A 25,841-nucleotide genomic window follows, 5' to 3' on the forward strand; every position below is an offset into this window, starting at 1 on the left:
TGGATAATGCGGTTAAAAAGAGTGAACTCAGAAACTGCTATAAATTGGAACACTAAAACAGAAAATGTGGAAACAAAAAGGGAAGTAACATTGTTGTAATAGTAATAGCAAAAAACTAACTTTGCTCCCAAAGTTTTCCCCTTAATCCAAATGAGCACAAAACTAACAAGATGGATATTATTGTTGCTGATAACAAATACTGCTATTTATGCACAAGCACGTCCTGCAGAAGCAAATACTGCTGCAGATTCGACCTTCGCGCCTACCTCAGATTCAATTCACGTGAAGCGTACTTTCTTCAAAAAGTTTCTCGATTATTTCAACGACGCCAATAAAGAGAAGAAGAATAAAAAGTTTGATTTCAGTGTGATAGGCGGCCCCCATTATTCCAGCGATACAAAGTTTGGAATTGGATTGGTAGCAGCCGGGCTTTACCGTACCGACCGGAAAGATACCATCCTTCCGCCTTCCAATGTTTCTCTGTATGGAGACGTTTCTACGGTTCTATTCTATTTGCTGGGAGTACGTGGAAATCATCTTTTCCCCCAAGACAAATATCGCCTGAATTACAATCTGTACTTTTATTCTTTTCCAAGCCTCTATTGGGGGAAAGGGTACGATAACGGGGCGAATGACGATAACGAGAGTGAATATGACCGCTTTCAGGCACAAGTGAAAGCAGACTTCATGTTCAAGGTGGCGGGCAATTTCTATATAGGCCCAATGGCAGTATTCGACTACGTATACGGGCATGATTTTGAGAAAATCGAATTGTGGGAAGGAATGAAAGCGCGCACTACTAACATAGGTCTGGGATTTTCCTTATTGTATGATTCGCGTGACTTCCTGACGAATGCCTACAAAGGCTATTATCTGAGACTGGACCAGCGTTTCAGCCCTGCTTTCCTGGGCAATAAATATGCTTTCAGCAGTACGGAGCTGACAACGAGCTATTATCATACCATCTGGAAAGGCGGAGTATTGGCAGGGCAATTCCATACTCTGCTGAACTACGGCAATCCTCCCTGGGGCCTGATGGCAACTTTGGGAAGTTCTTATTCCATGCGCGGTTATTACGAGGGACGCTACCGCGATAAATGCGCCATGGACGCCCAATTGGAACTTCGCCAGCACGTGTGGAAACGGAATGGAGTGGCCGTATGGGTAGGAGCGGGGACCATATTTCCCGACTTCCCGGAGTTTGAGGCTAAACATATTCTTCCAAACTATGGCTTCGGCTATCGCTGGGAGTTCAAAAAGAGAGTGAATGTACGGTTAGACTTAGGGTTTGGCAAACACCAGACCGGATTTATATTCAATATCAATGAAGCTTTTTAAAAACATAAAGAAGTGGTTCGAGAATCAGGAACACCTGTTCTATCTGTTTCTGATTATTCTGATAGTGCCCAATATCGTGCTCTGTTTTACGGAACCGCTATCATTGGCAGCCAAAATATGCAATGTCCTGTTGCCGTTCTCTACCTATTATATAGTAATGACCTGGTCGAGAAACTGTGGCAAGACGTTCTGGCTCTTGTTCCCGTTCCTCTTTTTCGGAGCGTTCCAACTTGTGCTGCTGTCACTCTTCGGGCAGTCCATCATTGCGGTGGATATGTTTCTGAATTTGGTGACCACCAATTCCAGTGAAGCCTTGGAACTGCTGGATAACATGGCGCCTGCCATTGTGCTCGTAGTGATTCTTTATATCCCCGCACTGGCTCTTGCCACCACATCCATTGTCCGCAAGCGCAAGCTGTCCGAAGGCTTCATTCATCGGGAGCGAAGACGTGCGTGGGGAGCACTGGCCATCGGCATTCTCTCATTGGCTGCCGCTTACTTGCTGGACGACCGCTATGAGCCGGAATCGGAGTTATACCCCGTCAATGTATGCTATAATGTAGGACTTGCCTTCCAGCGGACTGCCATGACACAGAGGTACCACACCACATCGAAGGACTTTGTTTACCATGCCCGCAATACCCATCCGGCAGATAAAAGAGAAGTCTACATAGTGGTAGTAGGAGAGACCTCCCGTGCCTGCAACTGGTCGCTGTACGGCTACGGACGCAATACCAATCCGGAACTTTCCGAAATAGACGGTTTGACGGCCTTCAACCACGTACTGACGGAGTCGAACACAACGCATAAGAGTGTTCCCATGCTGCTCTCACCGGTCGATGCCCACAGTTTCGATTCTATCTATTATCAGAAAGGGATTATCACCGCATTCAAGGAGGCAGGCTATCGGACGGCATTTTTCTCCAATCAACGCTATAACCACTCGTTCATAGACTTCTTTGGTAAGGAAGCTGATACGTTTGATTTCATTAAAGAAGACGTAGACGATTCCAACTACAACCCTTCGGATGAAGAGTTGCTGAAGCTGGTGGAAGCAGAATTGGCCAAAGGAGCCACCAAGCAATTTATCGTTCTCCACACTTATGGCTCTCATTTCAATTACAGGGAGCGCTATCCGTCGAGCCGGGCATTCTTCCTTCCCGACGCACCCGTTGCCGCCGAACTGAAGTACAAGGACAATCTGGTGAATGCTTACGATAATTCTATCCGCTATACCGATTATTTTCTGGCACGGCTGATTCGCATGTTGCAGGCGCAAAACGTAGATGCTGCCATGCTTTACACTTCCGATCACGGGGAAGATATCTTCGACGACAGCCGGCATCTCTTCCTGCATGCATCTCCGGTACCTTCCTATTATCAGATACATGTGCCGTTCCTTATCTGGATGTCCCACAGCTACCGGCAGACTTATCCGCTGATACAGAAAGCTGTGCAGGCTAACCGGCAGAAGAATATTTCTTCCAGCGCTTCTTTTTTCCATACCATGCTCGGCATGGGAGGGATAGAAACGACACACCGGAACGACTCCTTATCCGTGGCCTGCAGCTTGTTTACCGAAAACCCCAGAGTCTATCTGAACGACCATAACAAAGCCCTTCCGTTGGATGACATCGGAATGAGTAAAGAAGATTTCCAACGATTTGATTTCTAAAATTCGTATTTTATACTACTTTTGTAAGCCATATTATAGAATACGAACCATTTGGAATATGAATAACCTTTACCGCTTGATTCTTTTTATAGGACTGATTATAACAATCAGCCCGGCCATATCCGCACAAGCAGCAGATGTCCCAGCAAAAGAACCGGACAGCGTATATACCAAGAAATACATTGTAAATATATGTATCACAGAACCATACCGGGCTTTGAAACTGATTGACGAAATGAGCAGGCGCAAGATGTTGCCCGACTACCGGCTGGACTATCTGCGTAGCGTCACTTACCAGAACGGACTCACCATGTATCGGCTGGCATTGGATTATTCCTTGAGGGCTTACCGGAATGACTCCATCCAGCGGAATCCGGCCGATGCACTGGCACTGCTGGAACTGATAACCGACCAATATAATATCACCGGGAACTATACGGAGAGCATGCGCTATGCAGTGGAAGGTGCAGAACTTGCCAAACAGACGGGCAATATAAGAGCCGAAGCAAATCTGCTGCTCTATATGAGCACCAACAAACGGGATATGGGATTGAAGAGCGAAGCCGAACCTTATATGGAGAAAGCCATCGCCTTGTTGGAGAAAGCAGCCGAAGGCAGCCGTAAGTGGAAGGCGGTGGATGACTTGATTTACATCTATGGAACAAAGCTTTCCGATGCCTTCGAGGACAATAAGTTCCATGAGTGCATCGCCCTGCTGCCCCGCTATGAGGAACTGATGGAACAGTTGAAAGCTTGCCCTGACGTCCCCGAGGGCGTCTATGACATGCGGCTGACATGTGTCTATGCGCTATTCGCCGCCCTCTATGCAAACAACGGGCAGACAGAAAAGGCTGACGAGTTCTACCGGAAATACCTGGCAACAGCTTATGCCAGTACCGACGACGGCAAGCAGCTGCGCTTCGACTATCTGATTGCCCGCAAGCGCTACAAGGAGGCACTGCGGTATATCGATGAGAACAAACAGTTCTGCAAGGCGCAAGGAGATACCGTCAGCTATTTCTATTTGGAACAGAATCTTAATTTTGCGGCGCAAGCATATATGGGGCTGGGCGATTATAAGTCTGCCGCACGCACCTACAAGCAGATGTATGCCTTGTCGGACAGTCTGCGTATCCGTGAAAAACAGAATGGAGTGTTGGAATTTGCCACCCTCTACGAAACCCGCGAAAAGGATGCGCAGTTGATGACACAAGCTACCCGCCTGCGCGAAAGCCGGATGATACAGATCTTTGCCGTTTGTGTTATCGTGCTGCTTGGCTTCCTGTTGTGGCGAAATATCCGCCACTCCCGCATTGTCAAAGCCAAGAACAAGGCAATGGGCGACAAGATAGAAGCCCTGCTGGGATATAAAGATGAACTTTTCCGCCGGAAGGAAGAGAACCTGAACCTGAAGGAACAGTTGCAGGCTGCGGAAAAGAAATTGCAGAAGCGGAATTCTGTAGCAGCCGCTGTGCCACCTGTTGAAGACATTGCTGCAGAAGAAGACAATACAACAACCATCGTCAACGGGCAGTCTTTGTTCGATAAGGTGGAACACGAAATCGTCGGCCGCAAGCTTTTCCTGCAACCCGATTTTTCGAGGGATGACTTGATGAAGCTGGTACGTATCCCCAAGAATAAGTTCGCATTACTTTTCAAGCAATATGCCGGTATGGGATTTACCCAATATATCAATAATCTTCGGTTGGACTATGCAGCCCGTATGCTGAAAGAACATCCCGAATATGCAGTGGATGCAGTGGCCGGAGAGTGCGGAATTCCGAATAAATCGACCTTTCACCGCCTTTTTCTCGAACAATTCAATATGACTCCTGCCGAATATCGAGAGAGTAAGAAAAATATTGATAATTAATGCATTACAATTGATGCGGGAATTTTTAGTACTACAAGAGTGACTAAATAGCACTACAACTCTCAAAAAAAGTAGGTGAATAATTTTAGTTTTATCACCTTTGCCTCACGCTAACAAAAAACAAATAGCGTGAGGCAAAATGAAGGAAAGTTGTATAAACATATTCACCCACCCTTATCCGGTTTTGGAGATCATTTGGTTTCCTTTCCCGTTGTACACCTTCCTTTTTATTACTCTGTCTTTACTGCTGATAATTATCCTTATTATCTCCATTTGTCACTACAAGCGCCGCCTGCGCCGCAGCCAGGAATACCTGATACGTTACATCACCGAAAATCTGGAATTGAGGAAGCAAGTCCCCACTTCCCGGCGTCCCTATATGCTCAATCCTCCCGACATCACTCCCGAAGAATTCACTAAAATAATAGATAATATGCTGAGAAGAATCATGTTCCTCCCGATTGTGCTCATAGCGCTACTGCTGACGGGCTGCTCGAAGGACGACACAAGCAAAACCCCGCATCCCGACCAGGGCGCCGTCGTGGTAAACACCGACTGGGCAGCGCTCTCTCCGGATGCCGCCATACCGGGCAGCTACATCCTGCGCATTGGCGACAAAGAACAGACCGTCAGCGGCGCGACGAATGCTTTCAACGCCTTGTTCCTGCCCGGCGAACAAGACCTGCTGGTCTATAACTCTGCCGAAGGGAGCACCGTCAGCGGAAACACCGCCACAGTAAACACACTGCCGGACGGCACACTGCAACCGATGCCCGGATACCTGTTCTCTGCCGCGCAGAAGCTGGAAATAGAAAAAGATGATACGCTGAAAGTAACCGTAACCATGCAGCAACGCATCCGCCGCCTGACGCTGGCATTGAAGCTGAAACCCGGCGACGAGCAGCGCATTGCCTCCACCACCGCCACACTGACGGGCATCGCCTCCTCGATAGACCTGACCACCGGAGCCATTGCAGCAACCCAAGGTAAGACCCTAATCCCTGCCTTTGCCCCCGGAACGGACGACGGGCAGACACGCGCAGCCGGACAACCGATACTCTACGCCACCATGCGCCTGCTGGGTGTAATCGCCGGAGAGAAGCAGTTGCTGACATTGGAAATCACCCAGACGGACGGCCATGTGCAGACCCTCACCACCGACCTGACCGAACCCTTGAAAAACTTCGGCAGCGACATGAAACCGCTGGAACTGAATGCCACGCTGGAACTGCCAGCAGAAGCAGGCCTCACAGCCACCATTGGCAACTGGACCGTGATAAACAACGGAAATATTGATATACATTAAAACAACAAAAATATGAAGAAGAAAAACTTCAGCAAGCCGGGCATAGGCCTTGGCATAATGCTTTGCACCTTTGCACTCCTCCCGGCAGGGTGCAGCAACGACAGTGCGCCGGATGATGGAAAAAGTGACGGACGCGTGGCCCTGCAAGTGACGGGCGGCATCAGCGTGCAGACCCGTGCCCACGACAAGACGTGGGATGCCGGCGACCAAATCGGCATCTATATGTTTGCCGCAGGCCAAACCACCCTTGTAGAAGGAGCCGACAATATCCCCTACGAGACGAAGACGGATGCCGGAATCTTCACCCCGGTGGCCACCACCATCTACTTCCCGATAGACGGAAGCAATGTGGACTTCCATGCGTGGTACCCTTACAAAGACGTGGGAGACGGCGAATGGACCGCCGACCTTACCGACCAAACCTCGCAAGCCGTCCTCGATCTGATGACTGCCGATGCTAAAAGTAGCACACAAGCAGGTGCAGCCGTTTACAACAAGGAGAATCCCTCAGTCGTACTAAACTTCCGCCACCGCCTGACCAAGTTGCAGCTGAACATTACCCCCGGCAAGGGCATCACCCCCGACGAGTTGAAAGGCCTGAAAGTAGAAATCACCAAGCAATGGAAAACTGCAATCTACGCCCCTGAATTCGATGCAACCGGCTTCACGGAGGAACTCTCATCCATCTCCCTGCTGACTGCCGCCGACGGCACCTCCGCCGAAGCCATCCTCTTTCCGGACGACCTGACGGGGAAAGCCCTCACCCCGGGCCGGCAACTGGTCTTCACCTTCGGCAGCACCGGCGAGAAGTTCTATTGGGACATCCCCGCCGGTAAGAGCTTCAATGCAGGCGAGAAGAACATCTACGACATCACCATCAACCGCAGAACTCTTGATGTCTCCGGCGGCATCAGCGACTGGAACGAAGGCAACGGTGCCGGCGAACCTGGCAGTGCCGAATGACAAAATGAAAAATAAACATGATAGCAAATTAATCAAAGTAAAAGTATGAAAACAATTTTTTTTATGAGCATGGCAGCTGTCGCAATGATATTGGCAGGTTGCAACAACGAAGAGACAGACACGTGGGCAGGAGAAATCCGCCTGAGCAGCGGAGTGGAAGCCCAACAAGTGACGCGCAGCATTGCAACCGACTTGCAGGGCATTCAGATTGCCAAGGACGTGCATGTAGGCTTCTTCATCAACGAAGCCGTGGTGAGTGGTGCCGCTACCACCTACACCCAGAATCTGAACTATAAGGCCAACGGCTCGGGGAGTTTTGAGGGCACTACCGTCTACTTCCCTCAAAGCGGCAACGGTGTGAACATTTACGCTTACGCCCCTTGGAAAGCCGATCTTGCCCTCAACGGCACTTACGCCTTCAGCATAAAGGCAGACCAGAGCACAGATGCCAACTACCTGGCCAGCGACCTGCTGTGGGGACAGCCGATGAAGCTGAAAGAGGGAAGCACCACCGAATACGAACTCGCCAACCCCGTGGCTCGCACCAAGGAGAGCGTGAACGTCAGCTTCAAGCACCTGCTCTCTAAAATACAGGTGACACTGATACCCGACCAAACCAGCGGCCTCACGGAAGACGACTTCAAAGGCGCAAAGCTGGAGATACTTTCCGTGATGCCCGACGTTACCCTGAACCTTGCCGACGGTAGCATTTCCGATGCTTCGGGCACAGCCACGACGGTCATTGCCGCCACCTACGATGCGAATACCACCCCGTCGGCCCTCACCGCCGCCGCCATCGTTGCCCCGCAGAGCTTTACGAAAGGCACGAAGTTTATGAAAGTGACCTTAGCCACCGGCGGAGAACTCTTCTACACGCTGCCAAATGGCGCCTCTGACAGCAACCTGACCCTTACAAGCGGCAAAATCTACAAGTACGAAATCACCGTGAAGCTGACCGGACTGACCGTAACCTCCACGATTGACGACTGGGGCGTAATTGGCAACGGTGACCCCGTCGAGGGTGATGCCGTAATGGAATAACCCGACTCTTGAAATAAAACTCAACACCGTCGTGCCCTTTTTCCCTTGTTGCCGACAAGACGTTCCCGAGTCAGCGACAAGACACGCTCGAGTCAGCGACAAGGCAAACCGGGCTCCGGCGGCCATTATACTCACATTTAAAAGATTCAACATTATGCCCTTCTGGAAAAAAATGTTCAATTCAAAACAAGCGGTTTACTACCCCCGCGCCATCGTGCAGGGCAAACCGGTAGAAACGGAAGTTATCGCCCGAGACCTGGCGAAAATCTCCACAGTAAGCAACTCCGACGTCCAAGCTGTGCTGGGCGACATTGCAGGCGTGATGCACACCCGCATGTCTCAAGGCAAGAGCGTCCACCTCAAAGGCCTCGGCTACTTCCGCTACGTGCTGGACACGAAGGGCGTGAAAGACCTTGCGGACTTCAACTTCGACAAGCAGGTGCAAGCCGTCCGCATCGAGTTCATCCCCGAGCGCAGCAAGCTGAGCAACGGCATGTACACCCGTGCCCTCGTGGATAGCGACACGTTGGAATGGATAGAGCTTTCGCCCGATACCGAAGACACTACCCCCGGCGGCGGCGACGACAGCGATGGCGACCAGGGAGAGAACCCGCTGGGATAAAGTTCCCCGTTCCATAGACTCAGCCACCGCCGGGCATCAAGCGTAAGCCCGGAGTAAGCCACCCTATAAGGCAGCAACTGCCTCTCTCGCCGGAGGCGGTGGCACATAGAAAAAAACATAATGATTAAATATTATACAATGAAACGATTAACAGTACTACAGACCGCCTGCGCATTGGCATCCTTCCTGATGCTCGCCGCCTGCACGCAGGACGAACAGACGAACGGCATCCGCCTTGCAGAGGGTAAATACCCCTTGGAACTGACCGCCGCCGGGCTGCAAGCCGTGGCTACACCTGCCGGAGCTTCCACCCGTGCCACCGTGGACGGTGATTGGGAGGGCGTGCAGAACGTAGCTGTGAAGGTGGGCGGCACCACAAAGGAATATAAGGTAACCCCGGACGGAAGCAACAAGAAGATTGCCACCCTGTCCGTAGCTGATGGCGGCACCCCATTCTACTGGCAGACTACAGCCAACCTCACCGTCAACGCCTGGTATCCCTACAGTGAACAGAAACCTGCCGATGACGCCTTGACCGTGGAAGCCAACCAGAACGAAGCCACCAATTATCAGGCAAGCGACTATCTGGAAGCAAGGGATGCCTCCGTGACGTTTCAAGAACCGAAACTCACCTTCACCCACCGCACGGCAAAGGTCGTGGTGACACTGCAAACGGGCGAAGGCATAACCGATTTAAACAATGTTACCGTTACTTTTGTCAACCAAGCCGGTGTGAAGGGAGATGGAAGTACAGTCACCCCGAAAGAGGAAACGAAGGACGGCGTAACCACCTATACCGCCCTGCTCGTCCCGCAGAAGATACAGGGTAGTCCTTTCATCAAAGTAACCTTAGGTGGCTACGACTACTTCTATACCCCGACAACTGGCGATGAAGCCAATCTCACAGCCGGGCAGCAGCATACCTATACCATCACCCTAAAGAAGACCGGGCTGGACGTGAGCTTCCAATATTTTCCCCAATGGACACCGGGCAATCAGAGTGATGTATCCGGCAATGCCCAGACCGTGACACCCGGCACGGACGGCAACGGAAGCGGTTGGAGTGAAGACAGCGGCGAAACTGTAACCGGCAAAGTGAAAACCAATTAATACAAAATCCCTCTAAAGATTTCCGGATATGAAAAAGAATGTATTCCCACTCAGCCTTTCGCTCCTGCTGTGCATTGCAGTTTTATGCGGTTGTACGGAGGGCGACGAACCGATAGCTGCCACCGACGGCAGCACCCTGACCATTCATGCCACGGCCGACGGCTTCACAGCTGCCGACGGTGCGGACACACGCGCTTCGGAGAACGGTTATATCACCAAATTTACTATCGGCGACGAAATCGGCGTGTTTGCCGTTGATAAGGACGGTGCAGTCATTGCCGACTGCAAGAACGTGAAATGCACCCGCAATGCCGATGGCTTCTGGACTGCCGATGCTTCCGTTCCCGTATATTATTATACAGGTGCAAAATATTTCGCTTACTATCCGTACAAAAGCGAGCTGTCTGCGAAGAACATTACGAACGTGAGTGGTATCGTGGACTATTTCAATAAAAACATCGTTACCGACCAAGGCACCTACGACAAGTATACCGCTTGCGACCTGATGACAACACTCCACGTACCACCGATCGTTTTCGTCGGCAAGAAAACCCTCAGTTTCACCTTGACCCATCAGATGTCGTTGATAGAGATTTCCCTGCCTGTGCAGAAGTACAAGACCTCCGATGCTGCCGATGCTTACGAGTATGCCGAACCTGCCATCAATGCCACATTCAGCATGACTAAAGAAGGCGGCGCTACCTCGCCCATCACCCCTTACAATATGGGTAATGGTATTTATCGTTACATCGTTCCCGGCAATACTACTTGTACAATTGAAGGTGAGTTTCATCTGAACAGCAAGGTCATCAACTATAAAAAAGAGATTTCTTCCTTGGCTTCCGGCTCTTACGAAAGGGTAAATGTCACTTACTCTGATGGCTCGGCTACGCCTGCCGTCCGTCCCCTTGCCGTAGGCGATTTCTATTACTCTGACGGCGGCATTATCCCGGGCACCACAGATAATCCTCCGGTGGAAGGTTGCATCGGTGTCATCTATTGCGTGGACAATAGCTTCATAACGAACAATAGTACAAAAAAGACCGATGGCGGTTATACTCACGCTCTTGTAGTTGCTTTGAAGGATGCGAGTACTTCTTCTACTTGGGACAATGCCGGTAGTGCTGTTTCCGGTTATCAAACTACGGTAGCAGTTCCTTCCAATAGTAGCGGTTGGTATTGGCCTAACTATGATGAATTGAAGTATATCTGTTGGGGAAATAATAGTAGCCAAAGTATGAATGGAAAGGATGCCTTGAATACTCAATTTGTAAAATTGAACACGGTGAGCAGTGGCAGTGCAGATACTTTCGTCAACGACGCCTATTGGTCGAGCACGGTGCACAGCGACTACACCGCTTACCGCGTGGACTTCACCGATGACTACGCTGTTGGGAGCAGTAAGGGCATCAACTATAGAGTTCGTTGTTCCTTGGCTTTTTGATCATAAAACAAATCCCCCTAAACATTCCGAATATGAAAAAGCATTTATTCCAACTCAGCCTCTTATTCTCGTTGTGCACCGCAGCCTTGTGCAGTTGTGCGGAACACGATGAACCGATAACCACCGCCCACGGCATCCCTCTCACCATCCGTGCCACGGCCGCCGGCTTCACCTCTGCCGACGGTGCGGACACACGCGCTTCGGAGAACGGTTATATCACCACCTTTACTGCCGGTGACGAAATCGGCGTGTTTGCCGTGAAGGACGGTGCAGTCATTGCCGACTGCAAGAACGTGAAATGCATCCGCAATGCCGACGGTTCCTGGTCTGCCGATGCTCTCGCTCCCGTATATTATTATATAGATGCTCAATATTTTGCTTACTATCCGTACAAAAGCGAGCTGCCTGCAGAGAACATTACGGACGTGAGTGGTATTGTGGACTATTTCAATAAAAACATCGTTACCGACCAAGGCACCTACGACAACTATACCGCCTGGGACCTGATGACAGCCGCCCTCGTTTCGCCCGACGGAAACAAAACCCTTAGTTTCAGCTTCACCCATCAGATGTCGCTGATAGAGATTTCCCTGCCTGTGCAGAAGTACAAGACCTCCGATGCTGCCGATGCTTACGAGTATGCCGAACCCGCTATCGGTGCCACATTCAGCATAACCAAAGAAGACGCTCCTATGTCCATTATCCCTTACAACACGGGTAAGGGCGTCTATCGTTACATCGTTCCTGCCGAAACTTCCTGTACTGTCGCCGGTGAATTTCAGAATGTAGCGGGAACGGCCATTAAGTATGAGAGCAGCACACTTTCTTTGTCTACGGGCAAGTACAAGCGACTAAATGTTACCTATGATGGTGCTCCAACTACTATCAAAGAACGCGCCCTTGCCGCAGGCGATTTCTATTATTCCGATGGCAGCATTGTACCGGGAGAGGCACAAAGCCCTCCCTCAACAGGTTGCATCGGCATTATTTTTTGGGTGGGTGATGCTACCGAGTATGACAGAACGTTGAAAACTGACCATAAGGGGTGTACCCATGGGTTAGTGATAGCGCTGACAGAGTATCTGCAAGTTTGGCAGACAAAAGACACCAGCGTGCAGAATTGGTTGGATAACAATAAAAGGGATGTGTATCTCTCTATTACCAATACCAAGGATAACATTCAGGGTTATAACAATACCAAGGCTGCTGAGGAATTTAATAAGGGCATAAATTCCAACTATATTGTTTACGCTGTAAATCAAGTGATTGATTATCGTAAAACAGTCTCTGCTCCCAGTACCAGCAGTGATTGGTATTTGCCTTCGGCGAAAGAGCTGACTCTTTGGGATAAGGATGCAATTAATAGTAAATTAAGCAAAATCAGTGGTGCTACAGGAATAAGCGCTTCCGACTATTGGGCGCTTACGGAAGACGGTTACAACAATTCTGCTTGGGTTATGACTTACCAGCGCGGCCTAAACAAGCTGGCAACCAGCTCAAAGGAATCCCGCTGGTACTGGAGACCCATTCTTGCTTTCTGATTTTATTTACCTATTACGGCGTAGCTGTCGTATGAGCATCCGTCCCAGCGGATTTGCAATCCGCTGGTTATGAGCATCAGGATTTTCAATCCGAAATAGAGAAAAAGAACAAAGAAAAGTATAAACAAAACAAGCAGATACGCAATGAAAGTATTAATAGACAACGGCCACGGAGCGGAAACTCCGGGCAAGCGTTCCCCCGACGGACGCTTGAGAGAATACGCCTACACCCGTGAGATAGCTATCCGGGAAGCAATGTGTGACGGACATCATGGCAGAGGGTATCATAAACTATCTGAAAGCGATAGGATAAAGGTGATTCAATCATAGTTGCAGTATCTGAGGTATAAGTAAAAAGTGAAATCAGTAACAATAAAAAGTTATGGGAATATTCAGCAAAAAGCCGAAATACGCATTCTCGGATATTCTGAAAGGCCTGTACCATGCAGTAGGTAGTGCGCAAGAGATGTTGCAAGCCCAGCAGGTGCAGAACCTGAAGAAATTCTGGCAAGACACGGACGGAAGCCCGATTTGCCAAAAAGTGAAGGTCGGTGATAAGGAAATAGATGTCCCGTTGATGGCATTGGTTTCGCACTGCCAAATGGACGACATCAAAATGGCAGACAACGATGTGATGGATATAACCATCCGATTCAAATTGAAGGCAACTTCCGCTGCCTAAAGGCGTGCTTTCAGTTCTTGACATATATACGTATCAGCCAATAACAAAGATAATAACTATTAAAAAAAGACATTATGCAACAGACTCTGCCTTGTCCTAATTGCAGTACTGCAATTCCATTTAATGTATATTTATTACTGCAAGGTCACAAATTTGAGTGTCCCAATTGCCATTGTACAGTATCTATGCCATCGAGCAGTAAGCCTCCGGTGGAAAAGGCGATAGAGCAGTATGACAAGCTAATGAAACAAGAAAAGTGATTTGCCTGATCTCACTTCTGTTTCAAAGTAAATATATTCATCTAAAAACCGGATACAATGATAAGTTTTAAATTATTTGTTGAAGCCATACACCGGGCCGTTAGTGAAGCCGCCGACTCACTGGTGAAAAGGAACGAGGAGTTGTTCGATCGGTATTTTTATAAAACATCTCCGGCAGGTGATGCCAATGCCGAAAGTCAGGCTCTGACTCCCAAGACGATAAGCCTGGAATATCCGATGCTGGATAGCGAAGGCGGAGTGGTGAAGGGGGAAAAGGTTTAGACTTGCTGATAAATGGCTACAATAACATTTTAAAACGTCAAATCTCATAATCTGATGCAGAAGGAGGAATGCCTGCTGCTAATTGGAAACAAGAAACTTTCTATTGCAGGGGTATATAACAAGTTAATATCGTGTTTGCAGTTTACTAATATCGTGTTTACACGATATTAACTTGTTGTATTACATCTTATTAATATGTAGTGAAGCATGATATTAACTTCCTGTCCGTAACCTTTCTATAGGATAATCACCACTTGTCACTCGCATTATTGCCCTCTTTTATCAACGCTTCGATGCTTTGTTTGTATCGGTTTGCACCTTCCGCTATATTCTTGGCTGCATCTGCTGTACCCATGCCATAGGTAACAAGAGGCGTCTGCCATCCCATCCCTGCATGTATGGCACTTGCCTGGTAGGGTCTCAGCAATTCATCCATCGTAAAATGGTTTCTTCCACCGCTTCGATAAGCCTCGTATTCAGAACCGGTAGTGGCGGCCACCATCAATGTCTTGCCAGCTACAGCAGGAGTTCTTGCCAGATAAGTAAATACCTCATCCATCCATTTCTTCAGCAAAGAGGGGGCCGACATCCAATAAAACGGGAACTGGAAGACAAGTGAGGTGGCATGGGAAACGATGGTAGTCCATGTTTCTACATTGAACGCCTCTTCGGCACGCATCTCATACAAATTGTATACACTCACTTCTTCCATATCGCTGATAGCATCCATCAATGCCTTGTTGGCCTGCGATTCTTTTATGTTAGGATGCGCTAAAAGAACCACTACTTGCTTAAATTCTTTCTCCATATTGTTTTTCTTATTAGAATTGTCTGATGATTACAAATGTAGGAAAATATAGGTATATAACAAAAAAGGAACAACTTTTGTTGTTCCTTCTTAAGTACACCCTCAGGGATTCGAACCCTGGACCCACTGATTAAGAGTCAGTTGCTCTACCAACTGAGCTAAGAGTGCATGCTTGCTTTTCTTGTTTGCGGGTGCAAAAGTAGTTCTTTTATTTTATCAAACCAAACAAAGTAGCGTATTTTTTCGATGAAATCGGCATTTTTACTCAAATTCATATAATTCGGAGGGCGTAGTACGCTTCAAAGCACACAGTTGTACGTCTTTTCCCACGATGACTCCTTTTTCCCGCAACTTCCATTCTACCGTTTTATAGGCCAGTTCCGGATGGTTGTTGTCTTTGCTCAAGTGGCAAAGCCAGATATATTGCAGGTGTTCCGTGATATTTTCGGCCAGGAACTCGGCTGTTGCAATGTTGCTCAGATGTCCCGTGCGGCTAGTGATCCGTTCCTTCAGGTACTGGGGATAAGTGCCCATACGCAGCATTTCTTCATCGTAATTGGCTTCCAGTATCAGGTAATTGGCTTTGCAGATATACTCTGCGGCAGTAGGGGTGATTTCGCCAAGGTCGGTGAGGAAAGAGAAAACCTTGCCGTCTATTTCGATACAATAGCCTACATTGTCCGTGCCGTCATGGGGAACTTCGAATGACTCGATACGGAAATCTTCCAACTGCATCGGTTGCTGTTTCTCCAGATAGCGGACAGACGAATGCAGCTTCTCCGTCATGCAATAACTTCTGTTGATTCCCTGATGGATGAGGGAAGTAGTATATACGGGTATATTCAGTTTCTCGCCCAGTCCGCCTACAGCCTTGATGTGGTCTGCATGATCGTGGGTGACAAACACTGCGCGTATTGTTTCCATGCCGATGCCTACCTCTTTCAGTCCTTTCTTGATTGTGCGCACCGCAATGCCGGCATCGATGAGTATTCCATATTTCTCTGTGCCTATGTAGTAGCAGTTACCGCTGCTTCCACTTGCAAGGCATATAAACTTTATTTTCATCCTATTCTCCTTATTTACAAAAAAAGCCGTCGCTTTTAGAAAAAGTGACGGCAAATATACAAAAAGTATACAATATATCGGGCTTATGCCTTCTTCTTTTTGTCGATGAATTCGGTGGTTTTTGCGAAAACCAGCAGGGCGATTGCGGCAACCAAGCCGATAGCGGCAAAGTAATACCAGATGTAATGTGCATTCACACTGGCAGCTTCCCATGCTTCGCGGGTTTCGAACAGGGCAGGGTCGGGGCAGTATTTCGTCAGAAGCACACCGGCTATACCGAATCCGAAAATAGAGGATAAGAACGAGTGAAGATGACTGAAACCGAGATACATGCCTTCCTCTCCTTTAGGAGCCTGCAATGAGAAATATTCCAGATAGCGCGGTGAAATGAAGCATTCGGCCAAAGCCTGCACCACAATACCAAGTATCAGCATCAGTGTAATGTTGCTCATGCCGGAAATGAGATCGTTGCCCAATAAATTTCCGCAGGCCATCAGCAGCGCTGATACCGGAATGAGGAACATACCCACGTTCATGGAGGTAATAGCTGTGCGTTTGGCCATCCAGCGGGTGATGAAACTAACGCAACAAACTACGACAAAGGGATTTACATTGGCTATCCATCCCGGTTTTGCGGTTTCGCCTGCCATGCGGATAACGTATTTGGGCATGGTGGCATAGAGTTGCTGCTGCACCATCCAGAATCCGGTGATGATAAGGATCAGAATCAGCAGGCGCCAGTTGGTGATAATCCGCAGGAAGCCTTGCCCGATCTCATGCATGCTTTTTCCTTCGCCTGCCGTATGTGCCGATTTATACAATAAGATAACGGAAAGCAATGCCAGAATGGTCATCGTGGCAGAGAAAAAGTTGATGTAGATGTAGGCTTGTTCACCCATTACGCTACGCAATGGATCGACCACGGTCTTTCCGGTGAAGGCTCCTATGTTCACCATCATATAGAAGATGGAATAGCCGCGTGCGCGGGTAGCTTCAGTCGTCTCTTTGGCTACGGAGGCCGATATGATGGACTTAATAAACGAACCGCCCACCATGATGAGGAGCAGGATGGGGATAATCATCCAGCGGTCATTACTATCGGGCAATCCTGAGAAACGGGTTATTTCGCCATATTCCACCAATCCGGCAGCTTCAAGCAGGGTAGGGAGTAATCCCAAACCCAGATATCCGGCAGAAAGCAACGAGAAAGCAACGATCATTGATTTCCGGAATCCTATTTTATCGGCGTACGCTCCCGTAAATATGGGCAGCAGATAAAGTCCGCCCGAGAACAGACCGGAGATCATACTTGCTTCAAAATCATTGAAACCTAAAATACTGGAAAGATAGATGGTGAGGACAATAAATACGGCATAATATGCCATGCGTTCGAACAGTTCTACTGTGTTGCTTACCCAAAAGGCTTTCGTGAAGCCCTTGGCAGCGGTTTGGGGTGATTGAGTCATCCTTTACTATTATATGTTTTTATTGATAAATGAACGCAAAAGTACGGTTTTAAAGGATAAAATGCAAAAAAGAGTGCCACCAAGATTGCTTGATGCCACTCTTTCCCTACAGTTATTAAATCAGAATTAATTCCTTCAAATCTATTTAGAATTGGAAGAACTTCTTAGCGTTATAATAGCTGATATCTTCAACCATCTGATTCACACGTTCCATCTCCGATACCGGAATTTCACCATTCTCTACATCACGGCCGATGAGGTTACACAACGTACGGCGGAAATACTCATGACGCGGGTAGGAGAGGAAGGAGCGGGAATCCGTCAGCATACCTACGAAACGGCTCAAAAGACCAAGTACGGAAAGTGCATTCATCTGTTTCTCCATACCGTCCTTCTGGTCGAGGAACCACCAACCGGAACCGAACTGAATCTTACCGGCAATAGTGCCATCCTGGAAGTTGCCCAGCATCGTAGCGATAACCTCGTTGGCACACGGGTTCAGGTTATAAAGGATTGTTTTGGTCAGTTTGCCTTCAGAGTTCAAGCGATCCAGGAACTTGGACAATGCCTTGGCAGTGTTGAACTCACCGATAGAATCGAAACCGGTATCGGCACCAAGCAACTTGAACATCTTGCTGTTATTGTTACGGATAGCACCGTAGTGGAACTGCTGTGTCCAGCCTTTCTCCCAATCCATCTCACCGAATACAACCAGCATGGCCGACTTGAACTTCAGTATTTCTTCTTTCGTCAGCGCAGTACCGCCATATACCTTATTAAATATAGCTTTGATTTCAGCATCCGTATAGTCTTCAGCATAGAACTCCTCAATACCGTGGTCGGACAACTTGCAGCCTTGGGCGGCAAAGAAATCGTGACGTTTGCGCAGAGCAGCAACCATATCATCGAAGTTGGAGATGGCAACGCCGCTTACTTCTGCCAACTTTTCTACGTATGCACGGAAGTCGGCAGGAACTTCTACCGCCATAGCCTTGTCGGGACGCCACGTAGGCAACATCTTGATTTCAAAGCCACTCTCGCGGGTCTTGATATGGTATTCCAAAGAATCAACCGGGTCATCCGTCGTGCAAACCGCTTCTACATGATAACGGCGCATCATGCCACGGGCTGAGTATTCGGGTTGTTTCAGCTTCTCGTTACATTCATCGTAGATTTCGCGGGCTGTTTGCGGATTCAGTATTTTGTCGATGCCGAAAGCTGTTTTCAGTTCCAGGTGAGTCCAGTGATACAAAGGATTGCGGAAAGTATAGGGTACGGTCTCTGCCCATTTCTCGAATTTCTCCCAGTCGGTAGTGTCCTTGCCGGTGCAGTAACGCTCGTCTATGCCGTTGGTACGCATTGCACGCCATTTGTAATGGTCGCCGCCCAACCAGATTTCCGTCAATGACTTGAATTGATAATCGTCTGCCACCATCTGTGGGATTAAATGACAATGATAGTCGATAATCGGCATTTTAGCCGCGTGTTCGTGATACAACTTTTGTGCAGTTTCTGTCTGCAGCAAAAAGTTCTCATCCATAAAGTTTTTCATCTTCTTGTATTTTAAGTGTATAAAAATATTATCTCCTTGCTATTACACCTATATAGTATTGATTGTAAAGCTAATAGGTTTGATAACTCTTTTTGCTTTTATTAACCGTTATCGAACACAAAAGTAGAAATTTTACTTGGAGAAACAAAATAATTCGTATCTTTGCGGCAAATATTTATAATATTTAAGTTTTAAATCGTAGAACCTTTAATGCCTTGGAGAAGAAACAAGATGGAAAACAAGAATCATACCATTAAAGACATAGCACGCATGGCAGGCGTATCTGCCGGTACGGTAGACCGCGTGTTGCACAACCGCGGAGATGTATCCCTTGCCAGTAGGGAAAAGGTTCAGAAGGTGCTGGACGAAATAGATTATCATCCCAATATGTTCGCCATCGGTCTGGCTGCCAAGAAGCGCTACCGCATTGTCTGCATCATACCTTATTATGTAGAACACGATTATTGGCATGCCGTTGCAGAAGGCATCAACCGTGCAGCACAAGAGTTGCAGCCGTTCAATGTAGGGGTGGATTACCTGTATTATATCCATGCGGACAAATCCACATACGAGAAGGCATGCAAGGCCATTCAGAAAGAAGCGGTAGACGCCGTACTGATTGCACCGAACTTTCGGGAAGAGACACTGAATCTCACAACTTATCTGGAAAGACACGACATACCTTATGCATTTATCGACTTCAACATCGAACAAACGCATGCCTTGTGCTACATCGGACAGAATCCGAGGATCAGCGGATATATTGCAGCCAAAATCCTGATGCGCAGCCATGAAGAAGGGCAGGAGCTCGTGCTTTTCCTGAACAATCAGAAGAACAGTCCGGCAGAAATCCAGATGCAGCGCCGCTTGGAAGGCTTCATGCAATATATGGAGGACGAGCACAACGACCTTGTTATTCACGACATAGTGTTGCACAAAGAAGATGCTGCAGTCAATAAGCAGATATTGGATTCCTTCTTTAAAGAAAACCCGCGGGCTGTTTTGGGGGCTGTCTTCAACTCACGCGTTTATCAGGTGGCAAGCTATCTGCACGAAAAAAGAAAGAAACTGGAAGGGTTGGTAGGTTACGACCTTCTACAGAAGAATGTGGAATATCTGAGGACGGGCGAAGTAAACTTCCTTATCGGCCAACGTCCCGGATTGCAGGGATATTGCGGCGTGAAAGCCCTATGCGACCATGTCGTTTTCAAGAAACCCGTGACAGCCGTAAAATACATGCCGATAGATGTCATGATGAAAGAGAACATAGACTTCTACTTCGAGTTTGAATGACCTACTGTCCGAAGCTCAAAATCAGCAACTTATAATTAATATCATATCAATCATTTAAATTGTTTTTAAGATGAAAGCATTAAACAAAGAAACGGCTCCCAAAGTACAACGTCCGGAGCGCATCATCCAGTTTGGCGAAGGAAACTTCCTGCGCGCATTTGTAGACTGGATTATCTATAACATGAACCAAAAAGCTGACTTCAACAGCAGTGTAGTGGTTGTTCAGCCCATCGACAAAGGCATGGTGGACATGCTGAATGCACAAGACGACCTTTACCACGTCAACCTGCAAGGTTTGGATAAGGGCGAGACCATCAACAGCCTGACAATGATCGACGTCATCAGCCGCGCACTGAATCCTTATACACAGAACGACGAATTCATGAAGCTGGCCGAACAACCGGAAATGCGTTTCGTCATCTCCAACACAACAGAAGCCGGAATCGCTTTCGATCCTTCCTGCAAACTGACGGACGCTCCGGCATCCTCTTATCCGGGCAAACTGACCCAACTGCTGTATCACCGCTTCAAGACCTTTAATGGCGACAAGAGCAAAGGTCTGATCATCTTCCCCTGCGAACTTATCTTCCTGAATGGCCACAAACTGAAAGAGACCATCTATCAATACATCGAACTGTGGCAGTTGGGTGACGAGTTCAAGACTTGGTTTGAAGAAGCCTGCGGCGTATATGCCACTTTGGTAGACCGCATCGTTCCGGGTTTCCCCCGCAAAGACATCGCTGCCATCAAAGAGAAACTGCAATACGACGACAATCTGGTAGTGCAAGCCGAAATCTTCCACCTGTGGGTTATCGAAGCTCCGCAAGAGGTTGCCAAAGAATTCCCGGCAGACAAGGCCGGCCTGAATGTACTGTTTGTTCCCTCGGAAGAACCGTATCACGAAAGAAAGGTAACTCTGCTGAATGGTCCTCACACGGTGTTGTCGCCGGTGGCTTATCTGTCCGGTATAAACATTGTCCGCGATGCCTGCCAGCACCCCGTTATCGGTAAGTACATCCACAAAGTGATGTTCGACGAACTGATGGAGACGCTGAACTTGCCGAAGGACGAACTCAAGAAGTTTGCCGAAGATGTATTGGAACGTTTCAACAACCCCTTCGTAGACCATGCCGTGACCAGCATCATGCTGAATTCATTCCCTAAATATCAGACTCGTGACCTGCCCGGCCTGAAGACTTATCTGCAACGCAAGGGTGAACTCCCGAAAGGTCTCGTACTGGGTCTTGCAGCTATCATCACTTACTACAAAGGAGGTGTGCGCGAAGACGGTGCTGAAATCGTTCCGAACGATGCTCCCGAAATCATGCAGTTGCTGAAGGATTTGTGGGCAACCGGAGATACACAAAAGGTAACCGAAGGCGTACTGGGTGCTGCTTCTATCTGGGGCGAAGACCTGAATGCCATTCCGGGACTTGCTGCCGCCGTAAAGGCCGACTTGGATGCTATACAGGCCAAGGGTATGCTGGAGACAGTGAAAAGCATCCTTTAAGCCAAGGAGAAAACCTCGTATACTATGTTGATTTTGTACTTTTAGCTTGTGCAAAATACAATTATGTATATTCCAATACTTCGTTTTTCGGGCGTGGGCTGTACGGTTTCCATACGTAGGCTGTTCGGCCTGCAACTGTAAACTGTAGAGCCCGCAGCTGAAAATCGAAGTTCTGAATAGTGCATATATACAAAACAGACCGTGCAAAACTGTATTTAGCACGGTCTGTTTGTATATTTATAAAGGAGGTTTCGGATGATTATCCCGCGACTTTCTGTCGGGATAAAGCATGCTTTCTATTCTGCGGTACGCAGGATGAAGGTAGTAGCGCCGATAGTAACAATCGCGCCGTCTTCAATGCGGATACGGTCTTTGTCGTTCAATATCTCATTATTAAGGAAAGTACCCGTCAGGCTGGGAGCATCGCGCAGGGTGTAGACCAGTCCGCCTTGCTTGTTGCGCTTCACGTTGATGATGCAATGACGACGGTCCATACTCATGTCCGAGCTTTCAATGGGAACATTGATAACGGTGCCTACGCAACGGCGGCCAATCACATTATCGCCTTCTTCCAGCGGCAACACCTGCTTGAAGCCAAATACGTTTTCAATCACCGTGATGCTGCCGAAGGCTTCCTTGAATTCCTCCTCATCCGGCTTCTCTTCTTTTTGGGGAACTTGCATCTTTGTCTTGCCCAGACGAATACTGAACTGCTTCTTGCATTGATCGCAGACAAAGACCAACGACTGCCCTTCGGTGTATTTCGTTTCATCAAACGTCAGGTAATTCTCACACTTGGGACAACGGATTCTCTTCATTTGTTATATGGAATTTATGAGTTTAAAAATAGAAAAAGAGTGCGGAAGATTATTTCTTCAACACCCATGCATTCTGATAAGTTTCATCCTGGCGGAGCCTGTTCAATGTTTGATAGGCTTCTACCTCAGTACCGCAAGACTCTATGCTGACACGCATCTTGCCGTCACCGATAATTGCTTTAGCACCGGCAAAACCTTTCTCAACCAATTGTTTTGCCATCGCCTCGGCGTCCTTCTCCGTACCCACACTGGCTACAATGATATGATAATGTCTGACGGGAGCAGCGGATGTCTGCACTGCTTTTGCCTCCGGTTTGGGAGCGACGGCAGAGGGTGAAGGTGCCGTTGTATTCTTAGGTTGGGCAACGGGAGCCGATGTTGCCGTCTGCGGTTTACCGACCTTTACTTCTTTCACAGCCACCGGAACGATCTCTTTCTTCTTGGTTTGCGCCGACTTGGATTGTGCCGAAGCTTTGGAGTTCTTTGCCTCCTGACGGACAACAATCGGAGTAATAGCCAGCGACTGCTTTTCTATCTTCTCGAACAGTTCTTGCGGAAGCAGCTGGGCGTAGTTTCCTTCTATCACTTCCGTATTCTCTATCGGCGTGGACAGGAAGAAGAACAAGGCAATCACTGCAATCATTGCCACCGCATTCGAGAGATACGAACGGTTGAACTTGATTTCGAACTTCCGCTTTCCTTTCTCCACTGCAGCAGGAACAGCAACGGTCTTTTCCAGGTAGGGCTTCTTCAATTCAGAGAGCTCCTGCATTTCAAAACTGTCCAGCCCATATAGATAAGGAGTTGTTATTTTATTGTCGTAAGGAACAAAATCGTAGGTGCCATGAATGGAGTAACGCAGTTCGCCAACATTGGGAAGCTCCACTTTTCCGTCTTCGTGAAGAGCGGCAAACACTTCTTGCACTTCTTTCTCTACAATCCGGGTAGCATCGGAGAAGTTGGTATCGTACACAGCCATATAAGATTGTACCAGCAATCCGTCATTCATCTTCAGTTGCGGATTAAAACCGATGATACGGGTGGGAGGCAGGAAAATATTCTCTTCAGCCACTCTCATTGCCGGCGTATAGTGGGCTACGAAGCCACCCAGTCCCGGAACAATGACACAATCATTCTCCAATAACAATACTTCTATATGTTGTGCTAAATCAATCATGCTACAAAAGTAGCGGAAATATCGAATATACGCCAGTTGCAAGCACTTTTTCTTATCAACAAATTATAAACATGCCCATTTTTTTCCTACTTTTGCAGCGAGTTATCATAAACATATTGAGAAATGAACTATATACAGACTGAAATCGACGGCGTATGGCTGATAGAACCCAAGGTATTCACCGATGCACGCGGATATTTTATGGAAGCGTTCAAGGAAGAGGAATTCCGTACGCATATCGGAGAGGTACACTTTATCCAGGACAATGAGTCCAAATCTTCGTTCGGCGTATTGCGCGGCCTGCATTATCAGAAAGGTGAGTGCAGTCAGGCCAAGTTGGTACGTGTCCTCAAAGGAAAGGTACTGGATGTGGCCGTTGATTTAAGAAAATCGTCCCCTACATTCGGGAAGTACGTCAGCGTGGAACTGAGCGAGGAAAACAAACGCCAGTTCTTCATTCCACGCGGATTTGCACATGGATTCCTGGTGTTGAGCGACGAAGCTGTCTTTACTTATAAAGTAGACAATGCCTATGCACCGCAATCGGAGGCTTCTATCCGCTTCAACGACGAAACGATCGGCATAGACTGGCCCATTGCAGAAGAACAACTTATATTATCAGATAAAGACGGACACGCCGTATCGTTCAAGGATGCGGAATGTTTTGAGTAATCCCCATGAAGATAGCTATTGTCGGTACAGGATACGTCGGTTTAGTAACCGGCACCTGCTTTGCAGAAATCGGTGTCAACGTGATATGCGTAGATACGAACAGTGAAAAGATAGAGTCACTGAAAAAAGGTATCATTCCCATTTATGAGAATGGACTGGAAGAGATGGTAATCCGCAACGCAAAGGCAGGACGCCTGCAATTCACAACTTCCCTGGAAAGTTGCCTGAACGAAGTGGACGTAGTGTTCAGCGCCGTAGGTACGCCTCCCGACGAAGATGGCAGTGCCGATTTGAGCTATGTACTGGCAGTGGCGCGTACCATCGGACGCCACATGCAGAAGTATGTCCTGGTGGTTACCAAGAGCACAGTGCCTGTGGGCACGGCCAAGAAAGTACGTGCCGCCATTCAGGAAGAGCTTGATAAGAGAGGAAGCGACCTCGTCTTTGACGTAGCTTCTAACCCGGAGTTTTTGAAAGAAGGTAATGCCGTCAACGACTTTATGAGCCCCGACCGCGTAGTAGTGGGAGTGGAGTCGGCACGTGCCGAAAAAATAATGAGTAAGCTCTATAAGCCATTCTTGCTGAACAATTTCCGTGTTATCTTTATGGATATTCCTTCTGCTGAAATGACCAAATATGCAGCAAACTCTATGCTTGCTACCCGCATCAGCTTTATGAACGACATAGCCAACTTGTGCGAGCTGGTAGGAGCGGACGTAAACATGGTGCGTAGCGGTATTGGTTCCGATACTCGCATCGGGCGCAAGTTCCTCTATCCGGGCATCGGTTACGGCGGTTCCTGTTTCCCCAAGGACGTAAAGGCGCTGATAAAGACTGCAGAGCAAAATGGCTACAAAATGCGTGTACTCCAAGCCGTAGAAGAGGTTAACGAGAATCAGAAAAGCATTTTGTTCGAGAAACTGCAGAAGCATTTCAATAATGACCTGAAAGGAAAGACCATCGCCCTGTGGGGATTGGCCTTCAAACCGGAGACGGATGATATGCGCGAAGCTCCTGCCCTGGTACTGATAGAGAAGCTGAAGGAAGCAGGCTGCAAGCTCCGTGCTTACGACCCGGCTGCCATGAACGAATGCCGCCGCCGCATCGGAGACTGCATTTATTATGCAACAGATATGTACGACGCTGCGCTGGATGCAGATGCGTTGATGCTGGTGACGGAGTGGAAAGAATTCCGTTTGCCATCATGGGCTGTCATCAAGAAGACCATGGAGCAGCCGCTGGTTCTGGACGGTCGTAATATTTACGAGAAGAAAGACATGGAAGAGCAAGGTTTTACGTACTATTGCATCGGGAAATAAAGTATAGAACAAAGAGAAAGTCAG

Annotated in this window: 22 protein-coding genes, 1 tRNA gene and 1 pseudogene; 17 read left to right on the forward strand and 7 right to left on the reverse strand. The window is 48.1% G+C overall.

Annotated elements, in window-relative coordinates; translation table 11 throughout:
- Positions 1 to 150 precede the first annotated feature (150 nt).
- The 13 genes and pseudogenes from AAE250_RS04280 (at position 151) to AAE250_RS04340 (ending at position 14,137) form a co-directional block, all read left to right on the forward strand.
- On the forward strand, positions 151 to 1,338 hold the full coding sequence (locus AAE250_RS04280; RefSeq protein WP_294597076.1) for a BamA/TamA family outer membrane protein: 1,188 nt from the start codon (positions 151 to 153) through the stop codon (positions 1,336 to 1,338).
- The gene (locus tag AAE250_RS04285) at positions 1,325 to 3,013 is read left to right on the forward strand and encodes a phosphoethanolamine transferase (RefSeq protein ID WP_294597079.1); all 1,689 of its coding nucleotides are present in this window, start codon (positions 1,325 to 1,327) and stop codon (positions 3,011 to 3,013) included. Before AAE250_RS04280 ends, AAE250_RS04285 begins: the two co-directional genes overlap by 14 nt.
- A 58-nt stretch (positions 3,014 to 3,071) precedes the next feature.
- A complete protein-coding gene (locus AAE250_RS04290; RefSeq protein ID WP_294597083.1) occupies positions 3,072 to 4,886 on the forward strand; it encodes a helix-turn-helix domain-containing protein in 1,815 nt (604 codons plus the stop codon).
- Positions 4,887 to 5,025: 139 nt separating this feature from the next.
- On the forward strand, positions 5,026 to 6,192 hold the full coding sequence (locus AAE250_RS04295) for a FimB/Mfa2 family fimbrial subunit (RefSeq protein WP_342288741.1): 1,167 nt from the start codon (positions 5,026 to 5,028) through the stop codon (positions 6,190 to 6,192).
- Between the two features lie 12 nt (positions 6,193 to 6,204).
- Positions 6,205 to 7,155 (forward strand): fimbrillin family protein, encoded by a 951-nt coding sequence (locus AAE250_RS04300; RefSeq protein ID WP_342288742.1) that lies wholly within the window; start codon positions 6,205 to 6,207, stop codon positions 7,153 to 7,155.
- A gap of 45 nt (positions 7,156 to 7,200) precedes the next feature.
- Positions 7,201 to 8,196: a fimbrillin family protein gene (locus AAE250_RS04305; protein ID WP_294597091.1), complete on the forward strand. Its 996-nt coding sequence runs from the start codon at positions 7,201 to 7,203 to the stop codon at positions 8,194 to 8,196.
- A gap of 154 nt (positions 8,197 to 8,350) precedes the next feature.
- Entirely contained in the window at positions 8,351 to 8,818 is a 468-nt protein-coding gene (locus AAE250_RS04310) for an HU family DNA-binding protein (RefSeq protein ID WP_294597094.1), read from the forward strand.
- Between the two features lie 138 nt (positions 8,819 to 8,956).
- Positions 8,957 to 9,928 (forward strand): fimbrillin family protein, encoded by a 972-nt coding sequence (locus tag AAE250_RS04315; RefSeq protein ID WP_294597096.1) that lies wholly within the window; start codon positions 8,957 to 8,959, stop codon positions 9,926 to 9,928.
- 28 nt (positions 9,929 to 9,956) lie between these two features.
- A complete protein-coding gene (locus tag AAE250_RS04320; protein ID WP_294597099.1) occupies positions 9,957 to 11,372 on the forward strand; it encodes a fimbrillin family protein in 1,416 nt (471 codons plus the stop codon).
- Between the two features lie 32 nt (positions 11,373 to 11,404).
- Complete coding sequence (locus tag AAE250_RS04325) at positions 11,405 to 12,913, forward strand: fimbrillin family protein (protein WP_294597102.1); 1,509 nt, start codon at positions 11,405 to 11,407, stop codon at positions 12,911 to 12,913.
- Between the two features lie 144 nt (positions 12,914 to 13,057).
- A pseudogene (locus AAE250_RS04330) lies at positions 13,058 to 13,162 on the forward strand (N-acetylmuramoyl-L-alanine amidase); the annotation flags it as partial.
- A gap of 133 nt (positions 13,163 to 13,295) precedes the next feature.
- Positions 13,296 to 13,595, forward strand: coding sequence for a DUF2589 domain-containing protein (locus AAE250_RS04335; protein ID WP_294597104.1), 300 nt, complete (start codon positions 13,296 to 13,298; stop codon positions 13,593 to 13,595).
- A 317-nt stretch (positions 13,596 to 13,912) separates the two neighbouring features.
- A complete protein-coding gene (locus tag AAE250_RS04340) occupies positions 13,913 to 14,137 on the forward strand; it encodes a hypothetical protein (RefSeq protein WP_294597107.1) in 225 nt (74 codons plus the stop codon).
- Between the two features lie 247 nt (positions 14,138 to 14,384).
- Here AAE250_RS04340 and AAE250_RS04345 read toward each other — a convergent pair whose 3' ends face one another.
- From AAE250_RS04345 to uxaC, 5 genes are all read right to left on the reverse strand, one after another.
- Positions 14,385 to 14,945, reverse strand: a complete 561-nt coding sequence (locus tag AAE250_RS04345; protein WP_294597109.1) for an NAD(P)H-dependent oxidoreductase — start codon at positions 14,943 to 14,945, stop codon at positions 14,385 to 14,387.
- Positions 14,946 to 15,040: 95 nt separating this feature from the next.
- Positions 15,041 to 15,113: transfer RNA gene (locus AAE250_RS04350), tRNA-Lys, on the reverse strand.
- 93 nt (positions 15,114 to 15,206) lie between these two features.
- Complete coding sequence (locus tag AAE250_RS04355) at positions 15,207 to 16,010, reverse strand: MBL fold metallo-hydrolase (protein WP_294597111.1); 804 nt, start codon at positions 16,008 to 16,010, stop codon at positions 15,207 to 15,209.
- 83 nt (positions 16,011 to 16,093) lie between these two features.
- Positions 16,094 to 17,476: an MFS transporter gene (locus AAE250_RS04360; RefSeq protein ID WP_294597113.1), complete on the reverse strand. Its 1,383-nt coding sequence runs from the start codon at positions 17,474 to 17,476 to the stop codon at positions 16,094 to 16,096.
- 145 nt (positions 17,477 to 17,621) lie between these two features.
- Entirely contained in the window at positions 17,622 to 19,028 is a 1,407-nt protein-coding gene (gene uxaC / locus AAE250_RS04365; RefSeq protein ID WP_294597116.1) for a glucuronate isomerase, read from the reverse strand.
- 231 nt (positions 19,029 to 19,259) lie between these two features.
- On the opposite strand from uxaC, the gene AAE250_RS04370 reads away from it, so the two are divergent.
- Entirely contained in the window at positions 19,260 to 20,321 is a 1,062-nt protein-coding gene (locus AAE250_RS04370; protein ID WP_294597119.1) for a LacI family DNA-binding transcriptional regulator, read from the forward strand.
- Between the two features lie 70 nt (positions 20,322 to 20,391).
- Entirely contained in the window at positions 20,392 to 21,831 is a 1,440-nt protein-coding gene (locus tag AAE250_RS04375) for a tagaturonate reductase (protein WP_294597122.1), read from the forward strand.
- Positions 21,832 to 22,127: 296 nt separating this feature from the next.
- On the opposite strand, the gene AAE250_RS04380 is transcribed toward AAE250_RS04375, so the two are convergent.
- Positions 22,128 to 22,649: an FHA domain-containing protein gene (locus AAE250_RS04380; RefSeq protein ID WP_294597126.1), complete on the reverse strand. Its 522-nt coding sequence runs from the start codon at positions 22,647 to 22,649 to the stop codon at positions 22,128 to 22,130.
- A 49-nt stretch (positions 22,650 to 22,698) separates the two neighbouring features.
- The gene (locus AAE250_RS04385) at positions 22,699 to 23,826 is read right to left on the reverse strand and encodes an HU domain-containing protein (RefSeq protein WP_294597129.1); all 1,128 of its coding nucleotides are present in this window, start codon (positions 23,824 to 23,826) and stop codon (positions 22,699 to 22,701) included.
- A 123-nt stretch (positions 23,827 to 23,949) separates the two neighbouring features.
- On the opposite strand from AAE250_RS04385, the gene rfbC reads away from it, so the two are divergent.
- Positions 23,950 to 24,498: a dTDP-4-dehydrorhamnose 3,5-epimerase gene (gene rfbC, locus AAE250_RS04390; RefSeq protein WP_294597132.1), complete on the forward strand. Its 549-nt coding sequence runs from the start codon at positions 23,950 to 23,952 to the stop codon at positions 24,496 to 24,498.
- Positions 24,499 to 24,503: 5 nt separating this feature from the next.
- Positions 24,504 to 25,817 (forward strand): UDP-glucose dehydrogenase family protein, encoded by a 1,314-nt coding sequence (locus AAE250_RS04395; RefSeq protein ID WP_294597135.1) that lies wholly within the window; start codon positions 24,504 to 24,506, stop codon positions 25,815 to 25,817.
- Positions 25,818 to 25,841: the final 24 nt, after the last annotated feature.

The organism is Bacteroides sp. GD17, from assembly GCF_038448625.1.
Taxonomy (GTDB): Bacteria; Bacteroidota; Bacteroidia; order Bacteroidales; family Bacteroidaceae; genus Bacteroides.

Coding starts and splice junctions, on each gene's coding strand:
- AAE250_RS04280 (WP_294597076.1), top strand. CDS start 151: ATGAGCACAAAACTAACAAGATGGATATTATTGTTGCTGATAACAAAT.
- AAE250_RS04285 (WP_294597079.1), top strand. CDS start 1,325: ATGAAGCTTTTTAAAAACATAAAGAAGTGGTTCGAGAATCAGGAACAC.
- AAE250_RS04290 (WP_294597083.1), top strand. CDS start 3,072: ATGAATAACCTTTACCGCTTGATTCTTTTTATAGGACTGATTATAACA.
- AAE250_RS04295 (WP_342288741.1), top strand. CDS start 5,026: ATGAAGGAAAGTTGTATAAACATATTCACCCACCCTTATCCGGTTTTG.
- AAE250_RS04300 (WP_342288742.1), top strand. CDS start 6,205: ATGAAGAAGAAAAACTTCAGCAAGCCGGGCATAGGCCTTGGCATAATG.
- AAE250_RS04305 (WP_294597091.1), top strand. CDS start 7,201: ATGAAAACAATTTTTTTTATGAGCATGGCAGCTGTCGCAATGATATTG.
- AAE250_RS04310 (WP_294597094.1), top strand. CDS start 8,351: ATGCCCTTCTGGAAAAAAATGTTCAATTCAAAACAAGCGGTTTACTAC.
- AAE250_RS04315 (WP_294597096.1), top strand. CDS start 8,957: ATGAAACGATTAACAGTACTACAGACCGCCTGCGCATTGGCATCCTTC.
- AAE250_RS04320 (WP_294597099.1), top strand. CDS start 9,957: ATGAAAAAGAATGTATTCCCACTCAGCCTTTCGCTCCTGCTGTGCATT.
- AAE250_RS04325 (WP_294597102.1), top strand. CDS start 11,405: ATGAAAAAGCATTTATTCCAACTCAGCCTCTTATTCTCGTTGTGCACC.
- AAE250_RS04335 (WP_294597104.1), top strand. CDS start 13,296: ATGGGAATATTCAGCAAAAAGCCGAAATACGCATTCTCGGATATTCTG.
- AAE250_RS04340 (WP_294597107.1), top strand. CDS start 13,913: ATGATAAGTTTTAAATTATTTGTTGAAGCCATACACCGGGCCGTTAGT.
- AAE250_RS04345 (WP_294597109.1), bottom strand. CDS start 14,945: ATGGAGAAAGAATTTAAGCAAGTAGTGGTTCTTTTAGCGCATCCTAAC.
- AAE250_RS04355 (WP_294597111.1), bottom strand. CDS start 16,010: ATGAAAATAAAGTTTATATGCCTTGCAAGTGGAAGCAGCGGTAACTGC.
- AAE250_RS04360 (WP_294597113.1), bottom strand. CDS start 17,476: ATGACTCAATCACCCCAAACCGCTGCCAAGGGCTTCACGAAAGCCTTT.
- uxaC (WP_294597116.1), bottom strand. CDS start 19,028: ATGAAAAACTTTATGGATGAGAACTTTTTGCTGCAGACAGAAACTGCA.
- AAE250_RS04370 (WP_294597119.1), top strand. CDS start 19,260: ATGGAAAACAAGAATCATACCATTAAAGACATAGCACGCATGGCAGGC.
- AAE250_RS04375 (WP_294597122.1), top strand. CDS start 20,392: ATGAAAGCATTAAACAAAGAAACGGCTCCCAAAGTACAACGTCCGGAG.
- AAE250_RS04380 (WP_294597126.1), bottom strand. CDS start 22,649: ATGAAGAGAATCCGTTGTCCCAAGTGTGAGAATTACCTGACGTTTGAT.
- AAE250_RS04385 (WP_294597129.1), bottom strand. CDS start 23,826: ATGATTGATTTAGCACAACATATAGAAGTATTGTTATTGGAGAATGAT.
- rfbC (WP_294597132.1), top strand. CDS start 23,950: ATGAACTATATACAGACTGAAATCGACGGCGTATGGCTGATAGAACCC.
- AAE250_RS04395 (WP_294597135.1), top strand. CDS start 24,504: ATGAAGATAGCTATTGTCGGTACAGGATACGTCGGTTTAGTAACCGGC.